Origin of the sequence: Chromobacterium sp. Beijing (assembly GCF_021496765.1) — a bacterium.
Lineage (GTDB): Bacteria > Pseudomonadota > Gammaproteobacteria > Burkholderiales > Chromobacteriaceae > Chromobacterium.
Genome location: NZ_CP053750.1, coordinates 5,334,503 through 5,348,653 on the forward strand (window position 1 = coordinate 5,334,503; position 14,151 = coordinate 5,348,653).

Genomic DNA, 14,151 nt, shown 5'->3' on the forward strand with positions numbered 1-14,151 from the left:
CTCGGGAGGGCGCGCATTGACGCGAATCTTGATGCTGCTGCTGTGCGTACTGGCGCTGCCGGCGCAGGGGCAAACTTTGTCTATCCGCTACGCGCTGGTGTCCGGAGAGCAAGACCCGCATCTGCCCTATATGCAGGCTTTGCTGCAACTGGCGTGCAGCGAGGCCAAACTCAGTTGCGAGCTGAGCAGCGCGCTGGACATGAATCAGGGGCGGGCGCTGGAGCAGATGGCGCACGGCGACGCCGGCGTGGATCTGTTCTGGGGCATGAGCAGCCGCGAGCGCGAACAGAAGGCCCTGCCGGTGCGGATTCCCCTGTACAAGGGCTTGATCGGCTGGCGCGTGCCGCTGGTGTCGCAAAAGCGCGCCCGGCTGTTTGAAAAGGCGTTCACGCTGGCGGATTTGAAGACGCTGAGCGCCGGGCAAGGGCAGGATTGGCCGGATACGCAGATTCTGCGCGCCGCCGGTTTGCCGGTGGTGGCCAGCCCCTTGTACCTGTCGCTGTTCGCCATGCTGCGTCAGGGGCGTTTCGACTATTTCCCGCGCAGCGTGATCGAGGTGGGCCAGGAGCTGGAGTCCGACGCCGCCAAGGGCCTGGTATTGGACCCTTACATTGTGTTGCACTATCCGGCGGCTTTTTATTTCTTCGTGTCGCCGCGCCGGCCGGAGTTGGCCCGTGCGCTGACTCAGGGCCTGGAAGCCGCAATCAAGGACGGCAGCTTCGACAAGCTGTTCCTGCGCTTCAACGGTCCGCGCCTGCGCGCCTTGAACCTGGCGCAGCGGCGCATCATCGAGCTGCCCAACCCCCTGCTGCCCAAGGAGACGCCGCTGCAGCGCAAGGAGCTGTGGTTCTATCCGCGTTGAGGGTCCAGCGGCAGCAAGTCCGTGAATACAAATCCATCCCGCTCCACCGTCTCGCCCACCGCGTGCGGCACCGGACGCAGGAACATCGGGCCGTCCCAGGCGAAGGAGTGGAATTCGCCGTATTCGCCGCAAGGGTCGGCGTCGGGCGGCAGCGCGTCCAGCAAGGCCTGGCCGAACTCGCGGCCGGCCAGTTCGCGCGGCAGCTTGCGCGGGTCCAGGCAGGTCAGCCTGGCCTTGAGCCCGCTGCGCAGCATGGTTTGCGCCAACTCGGCGGTGGACAGGCCCCATAGCGGGAAGAGCGGCGCGATGCCGCTGCCGGCCAGGTTCTGCTCGCGGTAGGCGCGCACGTCCTCCAGGAACAGATCGCCAAAGGCCATATGGCTGACGCCGTCTGCGCGGCAGGCGTTGACGAAGTCGGCCATCCGGCTGGCGTAATCCTCGTTGCCGCAAGGGTAGGGGATGGCCAGCTGGCGCAGCGGCAGACCCAGCGCCGCGGCCTGCGCCTGCAGCAGTTCCACCCGCACCGCGTGCATGGCCACGCGCTGGAAAGCCTGATTGACGGTGGTGAACAGGCCGACGACTTCGACGTCGGGATCTTGGCGCAGCACATGCAAGGCCCAGGCGCTGTCCTTGCCGCTGCTCCAGGACAAGAGTACGGTTTTCTTCATGGCGCACAGCTTAGCCGTGCGGAGGCGCGCCGCCAAGCGGGGGGACTGGGCCGGGGGACTCGGGTATAATGACGCTCTATTTTTTCGTCATTCAGGACTGATTGCCGCATGACCCAGCTCAAGAACGATACCTTCCTGCGCGCGCTGCTTGGCCAGCCCGTCGAATACACCCCGATCTGGATGATGCGCCAGGCCGGCCGCTATTTGCCGGAGTACCGCGCCACCCGCAGCCGGGCCGGCAGCTTCATGGGTTTGTGCACCAGTCCCGACTACGCCACCGAAGTCACCCTGCAGCCGCTGGAGCGTTTCCCGCTGGACGCCGCCATTCTGTTTTCCGACATCCTGACCGTGCCGGACGCCATGGGCCTGGGCCTGTACTTCGCCGAAGGCGAGGGCCCCAAGTTCGAGCGTCCTTTGCGCGATGAAGCCGCCGTCCGCGCGCTGACGGTGCCGGCGCTGGACAAGCTGGGCTACGTCTTCGACGCGGTGTCCAGCATCCGCAAGGCGCTGGACGGCCGCGTGCCGCTGATCGGCTTCTCCGGCAGCCCGTTCACCCTGGCCTGCTACATGATAGAAGGCGGCGGTTCCGACGATTTCCGCCACGTCAAGGCCATGCTCTACAGCCGTCCGGAACTGCTGCACCATATCCTGGACGTGAACGCCCGCACCGTGATCGACTATCTGAACGCCCAGATCGACGCCGGCGCGCAGGCGGTGCAGATTTTCGACACCTGGGGCGGGGCGCTGACCCAGGCGGCTTATCGAGAGTTCTCGCTGGCCTATATGCGTCAGATCATCGCCGGACTGAAGCGCGAGGCCGACGGCCGCCGCGTGCCGGTGATCGTGTTCACCAAGGGCGGCGGACAGTGGCTGGAAGAGATCGCGGCCATCGGCGCCGACTGCGTGGGCCTGGACTGGACCACGGATCTGGGCGCCGCGCGCGCCCGGGTGGGCGACAAGGTGGCCTTGCAGGGCAACTTCGATCCCAACGCGCTGTTCGCCGAGCCCGCCGCCATCGAGCGCGAAGTGGCGCGCATCCTGGCCAGCTACGGCGCCGGCAGCGGCCATGTCTTCAATCTGGGCCACGGCATCTCCCAGCACGTCAAACCGGAGCATGCCGGAGCCTTGGTGGACGCGGTGCACCGCTTGTCGCGCTCCTACCATGCCGCGGGCTGAAAAACCGCTTTCCAAGCCGGCGGCATGTTTTTGCCGTTCCGGCGTGATACCCCCCGGCGGGCGCACCAAGTTGGCGCGGGCCGGCGGGCATTAAAGCCGGCTTTATCAGTGTCTAAATCCGGCATCAAGCTGCTGTTAGCGCGGCCGGCGGAAAAGGATTTGTTTTTTCAACAGAAAATTTAACTTTTCCCCTGAGGCCGTCCGCGCGTCGTCGGGGTATCCTTACCTGTCCGGCCAATGGTTCTCCTGCGGCCGGATTGTATTTTTACACTGGGATGAACAAGGATATTGACAAGGCGAACCGTAGTCGTTCTCGGAGTTATGCACATTTGCTAGTCAGAGTTCAGGTTCTTGTCAAGCCGATTGCTCATGTTTTTTTGATCAATTTAAGTCTTTGAAAATAAAGAGAAAAATAATTGATTAATTTTTGCGCAATCTAACGGAAATGTTGATCTGGGGCCGTTTCGACCTCAAGGCGACAGCTTGTTCACAAAGTTATCCACAGCATCTGTGTACAGTGGCCGCAAAGCCTTGTCACAACAGCATTTGTCTTCGGGGGCGCGCCGGATGGGGCAGCAAAGCATCGTGCAAGTGGCCGTGGACGTGCCGCTGCCAGGTACGTTCAGTTACCTGACCCAGTTGTCTGTCATGGCCGGGCAAAGAGTGGCGGTTTCCTTCGGGCCGCGCCGGCTGTGTGGCGTGGTTGTCACGGATATACCTCAGCAGGGTATCGACCCGGCCAAGCTCAAGCCGCTGGAGTGCGTGCTGAGCGGACTGCCGCCGCTGCCGGCGGACTTTATGGCCCTGGTCCGCTTCGCCGCCGATTACTACCACCATCCGCTGGGGCAGGCGCTGTTCACCGCCTTGCCCACCGGTCTGCGCGAGCCCCGGGACATCGCCTTGCCGGATGAACGGCCGTACGCGCTGACGCCGCAAGGCGAGGCGGAAGCGCCGCCGGCCCGCCAGCGCGCCCGCTTGGCGCTGTGGCAGGCGCTGCAGGACGGCGCGTTGACGCTGGCCGCCGCCAAGGCGGTGACGCCGCAGGCGGGCAAGGTGCTGGCGGACTGGCTGGCGGACAAGAAGGTCCGCCGCGTGGAGCCGGAAGCCACGCCCTTGCGGGTGGCGGACAGTCCCGAACTGAACGAAGAACAACAGGCCGCGCTGGACGCCTTGCGCGGCCAGGCCGGCTACCAGCCCTGGCTGCTGCACGGCATTACCGGCAGCGGCAAGACCGAAGTCTATCTGCGGCTGATCGCCGACCAGCTGGCCGCCGGCCGCCAAGTGCTGGTGCTGGTGCCGGAAATCAATCTGACCCCGCAGCTGATCACGCGCTTCACCCAGCGCTTTCCGGACAGCCGCATCGCGGTGCAGCACAGCCATCTGGCCGACGGCGAGCGTCTGAGGGGCTGGCTGGACGGCTGGCAGGGGCGCGCCGACGTGATGATAGGCACCCGCTTGTCGGTATTCACGCCGCTGCCGCGCCTGGGCTTGATCGTGGTGGACGAGGAGCACGACGGCTCCTTCAAGCAGCAGGACGGCTTGCGCTACCATGCGCGCGATCTGGCGATCTGGCGCGCGCGCCAGGCCGGCGTGCCCATCCTGCTGGGCTCGGCCACTCCCAGCCTGGAAACCATGGCCAATGTCGAGGCCGGCCGCTATCGCCGGCTGTCCCTGAGCCGGCGCGCTCACGGCGCGGCGCGGCTGCCGGAGGTGAAACTGGTCGACGTGCGCAGGCAAAAGCTGGCCGAAGGCCTGTCCGAACCGGTGATCCAGGCGCTGCGCCAACGCCTGGCGCGCGGCGAGATGAGCCTGGTGTTCATCAACCGCCGCGGCTTCGCGCCGGTGGTGGCCTGCACCGATTGCGGCTGGACCAGCGGCTGTCCGCGCTGCTCCGCCAAGCTGGTGGTTCATCTGTTGGAGCGCAAGCTGCGCTGCCACCATTGCGGTTGGGAAGAGGCGGTGCCGCGCGCCTGCCCGGATTGCGGCAATCCCGACATCAAACCCTTGGGCGAAGGCACCCAGCGGCTGGAGTCCGCGCTGACGCGCTTGTTTCCCGAGGCGCGCATCCTGCGCATAGACCGCGACACCACCAGCCGCAAGGAAGCCTGGGACGAAATCTATCGCAAGGTCCATGCCGGCGAGGTGGACATGCTGGTGGGCACCCAGATGCTGGCCAAGGGGCACGACTTCGGCACCTTGTCGCTGGTGGTGGCGCTGGGCGCGGACGGCGGTCTGTACTCCGCGGACTTCCGCGCCTCCGAGCGCTTGTTCGCGCAGCTGATGCAAGTGGCGGGCCGCGCCGGCCGCGCCGACGCTCCCGGCGAAGTGCTGATCCAGACTCAGTGGCCGGATCATGAGCTATACCAAGCGCTGACGCGCCACGATTTCGACGGCTACGCCAAGACCCTGCTGGACGAGAGACGCATCGCCGGCTTCCCGCCCTGCGCCTATCAAGCGCTGTTGCGCGCCGACAGTCCCAGTCTGGAACTGGCCACCGCCTTCCTGGCCGAAGTGCGCCGGCTGGCCGAGCCGCTGGCGGCGGAGGTGCTGATCGCCGGCCCGGCGCCGGCGCTGATGGCGCGGCTGGCCAATCGCGAACGCGCCCAGCTGGTGCTGGAAGCGCCGCAACGGCAGGCGCTGCACGCTTTTTTGAACCCATTGCTGCCGCAGGTGGAAGCGGCGGCCAAACGCCATGGACGCGGCCTGCGTTGGTCGCTGGATGTGGATCCGCAAGACATGTGATCGCCCAATGAAAGCAAAAACGAAACAAACCCTGACGGCGGCTTGCCTGCTGCTGTCGGCATGGCCGGCCTGCGCGCTGGACCTGCACGGCCTCAAGCCGGAGGAGGTGGCCGTCTGGGCCGCGCCGGTGGAAAGCGGCAAGACGCTGGCCGGCCACCGCGCCGACAGCGCGGTCAATCCGGCCTCCACCATGAAGCTGATCACCAGCTGGAGCGCGCTGAATCTGCTCAAGCCCGGTTATCGCTGGCATACCGGGTTGTGGTCCGCCGCTCCGCTGCGAGACGGCGCGCTGCAAGGCGATCTTTACTGGCTGGGCGCCGGCGACCCGCGCTTCAACAACGATAGCCTGCTCAATCTGCTGTACGGCCTGCGGCTGCGCGGCGTGCAACGGATAGACGGCAAGCTGGTGTTGGACAAGAGCGCTTTCAAGGGCGTGTCCAGCGCCCGCGACTTCGACGAAGACGCCGGCCGCGCCTTCACCGTGGAGCCGGACAGCCATCTGACCAATCTGAAAGTGGCCTGGCTCAATTTCTACGTCGACGCCGACGGCGCGCGCATGGCGCTGGACCCGCCGCTGGCCGGCGTCAGCGTCAACGCCAAGCTGCAGGCCGGCGGCCAGGGCGGCGCGAACGATTGCTCCGACGTGCGCCGCTACGTCAGCATCGCCAACGACGTGCGCTCGGTCACCGTCAGCGGCACCTTGCCGCCCAGTTGCGACGGCGCCAAGACCTTCGTCAACGTGTTGGACCACGACGCCTTCGCCAGTCAGGATTTCGCCGCCCTGTGGCAGGCGCTGGGCGGCGCCGGGCCCAAGGGCGCGGGGCTGGGGCGGGTGCCGGCCGGCGCGCGCGAACTGGCCGGTCACGATTCCCAGCCGCTGACCGTGGCGATCAGCGACATCAACAAATACAGCAACAACACCATGGCGCGCACCTTGTTCCTGACCTTGGGCAAGGAGGGCGGCGGCGGAGAGGACACCCGCGCCAACGCCGAGCACGCGGTGCGGCGTCTGCTGGCGGCCAACGCCATTTCCGATGAAACCCTGGTGCTGGAAAACGGCTCCGGCCTGTCGCGGCGGGAGCGGGTGAGCGCGCGCCTGATGGGGCAAGTGCTGCTCAACGCCGCGCGCGGCCCCTACGCCAGCGAATTCCTGGCCAGCCTGCCCATCGCCGGCGAGGACGGCACCTTGCGCAAGCGCTTCGCCGAGCAAGGGCCGCGGCTGCGGATGAAGACCGGCACCCTCAAGGACGTCAAGGCGCTGGCCGGCTACTGGCTGGGCGCGGACGGCCGCCGGCTGGCGCTGGCGGTGATCGTCAACAGCCCGCGCGCGCCGGAGATGGGCAAGGCGATGGACCAGATCGTCGCCGATCTGATCGACCGCTTCGAGGCGTCCAAGTAAGAACATGGCGGATTGACGGTTTCGGCGCGCGCGGCGGGAGTATACTATCGGGTTTTGCGCGCTCCTCGCCGGAGCGCCCGATTCCGCGAGAGCCATCGATGAAACCCGTAACCATGTATACCACCGCGGTGTGCCCCTATTGCATCCGCGCCAAGCAAATCCTCTCCGCCAAAGGCGTGGCCGAGATCAAGGAAATCCGCATCGATCTGGACCCGGTCGAGCGCGACAAGATGATGGATCTGACCGGCCGCCGCACCGTGCCGCAGATCTTCATCGGCGACGCCCACGTCGGCGGCTGCGACGACCTGGTGGCGCTGAACCAGGCCGGCAAGCTGGACCTGCTGCTGGCCGATTGAGCCGGCTTGCCCGCGATCAAACCGCGCGCTTGCGGGCGGTTGGCCCTGAACCGCTTTCGTGCGATGATGCAGGCCTGTTTTAACCATTCCAAAACCGGCCGCTTGCGAGCGGCCTCCGTGTGAGACAAAGAGATGAGCGAACAACAAGAGCTGCAGCCGGCGTTTTCCATCGAGAAAATTTATGTGAAGGACATGTCCCTGGAAGTGCCTAGCGCGCCGCAGGTGTTCCTGGAACAAGAACAGCCGGAAATCGACATGCAGCTGGCCAGCGAAGGCAAACAGCTGGACGACGGTTTCTACGAAGTGACCCTGACCGTGACCGTGACCGCCAAGCTGCCGGAAAAAACCATGTTCCTGTGCGAAGTGGGCCAGTCCGGCATCTTCCAGATCCGCAACGTGCCGGCCGAAGACATCGACCCCATCCTGGGCGTGGCTTGCCCCAACATCCTGTTCCCCTACGCGCGCGAAGCCGTGTCCAGCGTAGTGAACCGCGCAGGCTTCCCGCCGGTGCTGTTGTCCCCGATCAACTTCGAAGCCCTGTACATGCAGCAACGCGCGCAACAGGCCGAAGCCGGCAACGCCTGAGGCGACGCAAGCAATGAAACGCCTCGTATATCCGCTGGCGCTGAGCCTGGGCCTGCTGTCCCACGGCGCCGCCGCACTTGAGTTTCGCTCGGTGAAGGAAACCGGCGTGGCGCTGTACGAGGCGCCGACGCTCACCTCGAAGAAACTGTTCGTGGTGAGCCGCTATTACCCGGTGGAAGTGCTGAGCAGCCAGAAGGAATGGTCGCGGGTGCGCGACGCCACCGGCGGCATCGCCTGGATTCCGGCCGCCGCGCTGTCCAAGCAGCGCTGGTTGCTGATCACCGCCGACAAGGCGGAAGTGCGCGCCGCGCCGGCCAACGACGGCCCGCTGGCCTACACCGTGCCCAAGGACGGCGTGGTGGAGCTGCAAGAGCCGCCCAAGGGCGGCTGGGTCAAAGTGCGCCACCGCGACGGCAGCATCGGCTATGCTCGTATTACCGACCTCTGGGGCTTGTAAGGGCTACGCATGAAACTGGCCATCCTGGGCGCTGGCGCATGGGGCACCGCCCTGGCCATCGCCTTCGCCCGTCACCATCAAGTCACGCTCTGGGCGCGCGACGCCAACCAGGTGGCCGAACTGGCCGCCAAGCGCGTCAATCAGCGCTATCTTCCCGATTGCCCGTTTCCGGACGCGCTCAAGCTGTCCGCGGAACTGCCGCGCGCCATCCACGACGCCGAACTCATCCTCATCGTCACGCCGATGGCCGGTTTGCGGCCCACCTTGCGGGCGCTGACCGCGCTGTCTTCGCAACTGCCGCCGCTGCTGTGGGCCTGCAAGGGCTTCGAGGCCGGCTCCAGCCTGCTGCCGCACCAGGTGGTGGCCGAGGAACTGCCGGCCAACCACCGCTGTGGCGTGCTGTCCGGCCCCAGCTTCGCCCGCGAAGTGGCCCAGGGCTTGCCGGCGGCGGCGGCCGTCGCCTCCGACGACGAAGCCTTCGCCCGGCAAGTGGCGCGCGATCTGCACAGCCCCTTGCTGCGTCTGTACGCCAACGCCGATCTGGTGGGGGTGGAAGTGGGCGGTGCGGTCAAGAACGTGATGGCCATCGCCACCGGCGTGGCCGACGGCCTGGAATACGGCATGAACGCCCGCGCCGCGCTGATCACCCGCGGGCTGGCGGAAATCACCCGCCTGGCCACCGCGCTGGGCGCCAGCCAGCACACCATGATGGGCCTGGCCGGCATGGGAGATTTGATACTCACCTGCACCGGCGCGCTGTCGCGCAACCGCCAGGTGGGCCTGAAGCTGGCCGAGGGCAAGCCCTTGCAGCAAGCGCTGCAGGAGCTGGGCCATGTCGCCGAAGGCGTGGCCACCGCCCGCGAAGTGCTGACCATGGCGGAGCGGCTGGAAGTGGACATGCCGATCACCGCCGCGGTCTGCGGCCTGCTCTACCAGGGGCATGATCCGCAGCGGGTGGTGCAGGAATTGCTGAGCCGTTCGCCCAAGTCGGAGGCGGGCGACTTGTTGCAGTAGTTCCCCCGGTTTGATTGAGTGCGACAACAGCCGCCTTGGCGGCTGTTTTTTGTCTTTGCGGCGAGCGCGCCCTTCCTTTGGCCCGAGTCGATGGGGCCTGGGGCGAGAGGCTGGCTGCTTTTGTTGGATACCTGGCTTGAATCTGAGAATGCAGAATACTTTTCCGTTTGTTGAAGAAACGCGTTTTGGCAATTGGTTCCTGAATACGGCCACCTGGAAAGTGCATGTGCTGCGGCGCGCGCTGAACGATCTGGAGCGGATGATGCCGCCGCGGCGCGCGTTTGCCCGGGTGCTGGACGTGGGGTGCGGGTTTGGACATTCCTTTGACGAACTGGCCCGCAGATTCGCGCCGGACGAGATCGTGGCGCTGGACGCGGACCCGGACATCGAGAAGCGGGCGCGTCCGGCCGCCGATCGTTGCTCGAGCGCAGTGACGCTGGCCTTCGGCAACGCTTCGCGTATGGAGTACGCCGACGAGAGCTTCGACATGGTGTATTGCCATCAAAGCTTCCATCATCTGGTGGAGCAGGAGGCGGCGATGCGGGAGTTTTTCCGGGTACTGAAGCCGGGCGGGGTGCTGCTGTTCGCCGAATCGACCAAGCGCTACATCCACTCGCTGCCTATCCGCCTGTTGTTCCGCCATCCGATGGACATCCAGAAAACCGCGGACGAATACCTGGGTTTGTTGCGCGGAGCCGGTTTCGAGCTGCCGGCCGCGCGCGTGTCCATGCCCTATCTGTGGTGGAGCCGGCCGGACTTGGGGGCGCTGGAGTGGTTTGGCTTCAAAGTGCCGCAGAAGCGCGAGGAAACGCTGGTCAACGCGGTGGCGATCAAACCGGCCGTTTAATCCCGCGGGTGCGTTTTTGTTGCGCTTGCGACAAAATGGGACGGATTCGTAACCATTGTTTAATGCCGTATGCTTGTTTGCTTGTTGGCTGAGTGTGAACAATTTAGAATACGCTCCTTTTTTTGATTGACAGGCTTGTGGATGGCGGAAGTGACAATGAGCGGCGAACCGACGTTGGCGATACAGCGTTGGGCGGCTTGGATGCCGGGCCGCGAGTCGGCCGCCGACTGGGCGCAACGGCCGTTGCAGGCGGCCGAGGCGCCCATTGCGTATCCGGACTGCCGTTTCGTCGACGCGGCGCAGCGGCGGCGCTTGAGTCCGCTGGCGCGCATCTGTCTGCATTTGGCCCAAGCGTGCGCGGCGGACGCGCCGGCGGCGAAGCTGGTGTTCGCCTCTCGCCACGGCGAGGTCAACCGCACGCATTTGATGCTGGAAGACATCGCGGCGGACTCTCCGGTTTCCCCCACGGTGTTCGGGCTTTCCGTGCATAACGCGATTGCCGGCACGCTGTCCTTGTTGCGGCGCGACGAGTCGGCGGCGACGGCGGTGGCCGCCGGAGAACGTACATTGGGCTACGGCCTGCTGGAGGCGGCGCTGACGGCGGCGGAAGACCCCGCGCAACCGGTGCTGCTGCTGTTCGCGGATCTGCCCCTGCTTCCGTTCTATCAAGGCGCCGACGACGCACTGGACCAACCCCAGGGCTTGGCCTTGCTGCTGCGGGCCGGCGCGCCGCGCTGGAGTTTGCGGCAGGACGCGCGCGCGCGCGCGCCGGAAGGCTGGCCGCAGCCGGCCTGGCTGGCGCACGGACTGGCCGGCGGACGGGCGCAGCTGGAACTGAACGGCTGGAGGCTGAGCCGTGAGGGGGCTTAGTTACGGCTGGCGCTTGCTGATGACGGCCTTGGCCTTCTCCTTGTTCAGCGAGGGCGCTTTGCTGCTGACGCTGGTGGTGTTTCCTGCTTTGCGTCTGGTGCCCAATCGCAACGGCCGCCGCCAGCGGCTGGCGCGGGCCATCATCCAGCGCGCTTTCGCCTTGTTCATCGGCTTCATGCGCCTCAGCGGCATCATGAGGCTGAGCATGAGCGGCGAGGGGCGGCTGGAACAGGCGCGGGGCACGCTGGTGCTGGCCAATCATCCGACGCTGATCGATGTGGTGGCGATCATCGCCCGCATGCCCAACGCCAATTGCGTGGTCAAGGCCGCGCTGTGGGACAGCCCCTTTCTGGGCGGCGTGGTGCGCGCCGCCGGCTATATCCGCAACGACGATTCCGGGAGCTTGATCGCGGATTGCGCCGCCTCGCTGCGACGAGGCGACAATCTGCTCATCTTCCCGGAGGGAACGCGCACCGTGCCCGGGCGCGAACTCAAGTTTCAACGCGGCGCCGCCCATATCGCGCTGGCGGCTCAGGCTCCCATTCTGCCGGTGACGCTGAGTTGCAGCCCGTCCACGCTGACCAAGGACAAGCGTTGGCATCAGATCCCGCCGCGGCGTTTCGACTTCGGCCTGGACACCGGCCGGCCGCTGGCCCTGGCGGAACTGTTGCCGGCCGAGACGCAGCCGTCGCTGGCCTCCCGCCGTTTGAGCGAGGCCTTGCAAGATTATTTCAGCCAAACATTGGCAAGGAAGGAAAGCTGGACATGAGTGCGCTGGAACATGAAATCAAGTTGTTGATCATTTCGGCCCTGGAACTGGAAGACATGGGCGCCGAGGATATCGACGCCGAAGCGCCGTTGTTTGGCGAAGGACTGGGCTTGGATTCCATCGACGCGCTGGAATTGGGCGTGGCATTGAAAAAGACATACAAGGTGAAGCTGGAAGCCAACGATCCCGCCACCAAGGCGCATTTCGCCTCGGTGGCCAGCCTGGCTCGCTTTGTCGCAACGCAACAGGAAGCATGAGAATGACCCGTGAGCAAATTCTGAATGAACTGAGGATCATTCTGCAGGACACTTTCGAAATCGAGCCGGAGCGCGTGACGGCGGAGGCCAATCTGTTCGTCGATCTGGAGCTGGACTCGATCGACGCAGTGGACCTGGCGATCAAGCTGCAGCAACTGACCGGCAAACGCATCAAGCCGGATGGCTTCAAAACGGTGCGGACCGTGGATGACGTGATCACCGCGGTCGAGCAGCTGCTGGCCGCCTGAGATGCTGGCGACGCGCCTGTTGGCGGCGCTGGGCGCTTGTTGTTATCCGCTCGCCGTTTTTCTGGGCCTGCAATATTTTCCGCCCCGCGCGGTGGGCGCCGCCTTGCTGCTGCTGTTCTTGCTGCGCTACCGGCGGCAAAGCCGCGCGCTGTGGCGAGACCTGGCCGCGGCCCAGCGCGGCGCCTTGCTGGGCATGATCGTCTTGTCCGCCCTGGTGGCCCTGACCGGCAGCGCCTTGCTATTGCGTTTGATGCCGGCGTTCATCAGCCTGTCCATGCTGTGGGTGTTCGCCCACTCGCTGCGTCATCCGCCCACGATGATTGAGCGCTTCGCCCGTCAGATCACGCCGGACTTGCCGCCGGAAGGCGTGGCCTACACCCGGCGCGTGACCCGCGTCTGGTGCGGGTTTTTCGTTTTCAACGCCGCGGCGGCCCTGTACACCGCCTTGCCGGCGGGGCAGGACTTCTGGCTCTGGTACAACGGCCTGGCGTCCTATCTGTTGATGGGCGCCTTGTTCGCCGTCGAATGGCTGTATCGGCGCTGGCGCTTTCCCGAGGCGCGGGCATGAGCGTGCTGGCTCTGGAGAGCGTGTTGATCGGCGGCCGCGACCCGGACAGGGTGGCGGCTTTGCGCGACGGGCGGCCCTTGACGTGGCGCGACTTCAGCGACGCGGTGGCCGGCGTGGCCGCCACGCTGGAGCCCGGCCGGCGTTATGCGCTGATCGCCGCGGACGCCTGGCTGTTCGCCGTCGCGCTGTTTGCGGTTTGGCGCGCGGACGCGGAGGCGATGGTGCCCAACAACGCCTTGCCCGCCACCTTGAGCGGGCTGGCGGAGTCTTTCGACGAGGCGCTGGACGACGCCGCGCTGCGGGCGCGGATGGCTTCGCCGGGTGCGCCCGCAGCGGCGCGCCTGCTGGACGGCGAGCGCTGCCGGCTGACCTTGTTCACTTCCGGCTCCACCGGCGAGCCCAAGTCCATCGTCAAGCGCCTGCGGCAGCTCTCGGCCGAGGTGGCGGTGCTGGAGCGCAGTTTCGGCGCGCAAGCCGGAGATGCCTGCGTGCTGGCGACGGTGCCGCATCATCATATTTACGGGCTGCTGTTCCGTCTGCTGTGGCCGTTGAGCGCCGGCCGGGTCTTCGAAGTGTCGCCGCATTTCCTGCCAGAGGATTTGCTGGAGGCCGCCGCGGGCTTGGGCGAGGTGACCCTGATCGGCAGCCCGGCGCAGCTGTCGCGGCTGCCCGAGCTGATCGATCTGCCGGCCTTGCTGTCCCGCACGCGGCTGTGCGTGTCTTCGGGCGGCCCGCTGCCGGCCGACGCCGCCGCGGCGTTTGCCGCGGCCGCGGCCGGGGCCAGGCGCCGCTGGAGATCTTCGGCAGCACCGAGACCGGCGGCGTGGCCTGGCGCCGTCAAAGCGACGGCGACCGCGCCTGGACGCCGCTGCCCTCGGTGCGCTGCTCCGTCGGCGAGGAAGGCGCGTTGCGGATCGTGTCGCCCTTCCTGCCCGACGACGCGCCCTGGCTGGCGTCGGACGCCGCCGAGTTTTTGCCGGACGGCCGCTTTCTCTTGCAAGGCCGGCGCGATCGCGTGGTGAAACTGGCGGAAAAAAGGCTGTCGCTGGGCGAGCAGGAACAAAGACTGGCCGATCATCCGTGGCTGGACGCCGCCGCGCTGCTGGTGCTGCCGGCGCGGCGCGACACGCTATGCGCCGTCGTCGCGCTGTCGGCGCAGGGGAGGGCGCAACTCGCCGCCCTGGGCAAGTTGGCGACGCAGCAGGTGCTGCGGCGCTATCTGGCGGCCTGGTACGAACCGGTGCTGTTGCCGCGTCGCTGGCGCTTTGTCGACGTTCTGCCGCAGACCGAACGCGGCAAGCCGGACCGAGCGGCGATGCCGGGATTGTTTTGA

At 66.3% G+C, this 14,151-nt stretch carries 17 protein-coding genes; 16 read left to right on the forward strand and 1 reads right to left on the reverse strand.

Annotation, left to right across the window (positions count from 1 at the left end):
• Positions 1-16: 16 nt before the first annotated feature.
• Positions 17-862: an ABC transporter substrate-binding protein gene (locus tag HQN78_RS25010; RefSeq protein WP_235087075.1), complete on the forward strand. Its 846-nt coding sequence runs from the start codon at positions 17-19 to the stop codon at positions 860-862.
• Here the strand turns inward: HQN78_RS25010 and HQN78_RS25015 are convergent.
• Complete coding sequence (locus HQN78_RS25015; protein WP_235087077.1) at positions 850-1,530, reverse strand: adenine nucleotide alpha hydrolase; 681 nt, start codon at positions 1,528-1,530, stop codon at positions 850-852. The genes HQN78_RS25010 and HQN78_RS25015 overlap by 13 nt on opposite strands.
• A 108-nt stretch (positions 1,531-1,638) precedes the next feature.
• On the opposite strand from HQN78_RS25015, the gene hemE reads away from it, so the two are divergent.
• The 15 genes from hemE to HQN78_RS25090 all read left to right on the forward strand — a co-directional run bounded on the left by hemE (position 1,639) and on the right by HQN78_RS25090 (position 14,151).
• Positions 1,639-2,706 (forward strand): uroporphyrinogen decarboxylase, encoded by a 1,068-nt coding sequence (gene hemE / locus HQN78_RS25020; protein ID WP_235087079.1) that lies wholly within the window; start codon positions 1,639-1,641, stop codon positions 2,704-2,706.
• Between the two features lie 567 nt (positions 2,707-3,273).
• Entirely contained in the window at positions 3,274-5,448 is a 2,175-nt protein-coding gene (locus tag HQN78_RS25025) for a primosomal protein N' (RefSeq protein WP_235087082.1), read from the forward strand.
• A gap of 7 nt (positions 5,449-5,455) precedes the next feature.
• Positions 5,456-6,847, forward strand: a complete 1,392-nt coding sequence (gene dacB, locus HQN78_RS25030; RefSeq protein WP_235087084.1) for a D-alanyl-D-alanine carboxypeptidase/D-alanyl-D-alanine-endopeptidase — start codon at positions 5,456-5,458, stop codon at positions 6,845-6,847.
• Between the two features lie 98 nt (positions 6,848-6,945).
• The gene (grxC, locus tag HQN78_RS25035) at positions 6,946-7,203 is read left to right on the forward strand and encodes a glutaredoxin 3 (RefSeq protein WP_107800323.1); all 258 of its coding nucleotides are present in this window, start codon (positions 6,946-6,948) and stop codon (positions 7,201-7,203) included.
• Positions 7,204-7,335: 132 nt separating this feature from the next.
• A complete protein-coding gene (gene secB, locus HQN78_RS25040; protein WP_107800322.1) occupies positions 7,336-7,788 on the forward strand; it encodes a protein-export chaperone SecB in 453 nt (150 codons plus the stop codon).
• 13 nt (positions 7,789-7,801) lie between these two features.
• Positions 7,802-8,245, forward strand: a complete 444-nt coding sequence (locus HQN78_RS25045; protein WP_107800321.1) for an SH3 domain-containing protein — start codon at positions 7,802-7,804, stop codon at positions 8,243-8,245.
• 9 nt (positions 8,246-8,254) lie between these two features.
• On the forward strand, positions 8,255-9,259 hold the full coding sequence (locus HQN78_RS25050; protein WP_227104668.1) for an NAD(P)H-dependent glycerol-3-phosphate dehydrogenase: 1,005 nt from the start codon (positions 8,255-8,257) through the stop codon (positions 9,257-9,259).
• Between the two features lie 148 nt (positions 9,260-9,407).
• Positions 9,408-10,106, forward strand: a complete 699-nt coding sequence (locus HQN78_RS25055; RefSeq protein WP_235087086.1) for a class I SAM-dependent methyltransferase — start codon at positions 9,408-9,410, stop codon at positions 10,104-10,106.
• A gap of 141 nt (positions 10,107-10,247) precedes the next feature.
• On the forward strand, positions 10,248-10,976 hold the full coding sequence (locus HQN78_RS25060) for a beta-ketoacyl synthase chain length factor (RefSeq protein ID WP_235087088.1): 729 nt from the start codon (positions 10,248-10,250) through the stop codon (positions 10,974-10,976).
• The gene (locus HQN78_RS25065; RefSeq protein ID WP_235087090.1) at positions 10,963-11,745 is read left to right on the forward strand and encodes a 1-acyl-sn-glycerol-3-phosphate acyltransferase; all 783 of its coding nucleotides are present in this window, start codon (positions 10,963-10,965) and stop codon (positions 11,743-11,745) included. Before HQN78_RS25060 ends, HQN78_RS25065 begins: the two co-directional genes overlap by 14 nt.
• Positions 11,742-12,002, forward strand: coding sequence for a phosphopantetheine-binding protein (locus tag HQN78_RS25070; RefSeq protein ID WP_166451945.1), 261 nt, complete (start codon positions 11,742-11,744; stop codon positions 12,000-12,002). The genes HQN78_RS25065 and HQN78_RS25070 overlap by 4 nt, the downstream gene beginning before the upstream one ends.
• 2 nt (positions 12,003-12,004) lie before the next feature.
• Entirely contained in the window at positions 12,005-12,250 is a 246-nt protein-coding gene (locus tag HQN78_RS25075) for an acyl carrier protein (protein WP_166451946.1), read from the forward strand.
• 1 nt (position 12,251) lies between these two features.
• Positions 12,252-12,818, forward strand: coding sequence for a hypothetical protein (locus tag HQN78_RS25080; RefSeq protein ID WP_235087093.1), 567 nt, complete (start codon positions 12,252-12,254; stop codon positions 12,816-12,818).
• A complete protein-coding gene (locus HQN78_RS25085) occupies positions 12,815-13,840 on the forward strand; it encodes a class I adenylate-forming enzyme family protein (protein ID WP_235087094.1) in 1,026 nt (341 codons plus the stop codon). Before HQN78_RS25080 ends, HQN78_RS25085 begins: the two co-directional genes overlap by 4 nt.
• A complete protein-coding gene (locus HQN78_RS25090; protein ID WP_235087097.1) occupies positions 13,837-14,151 on the forward strand; it encodes a hypothetical protein in 315 nt (104 codons plus the stop codon). Before HQN78_RS25085 ends, HQN78_RS25090 begins: the two co-directional genes overlap by 4 nt.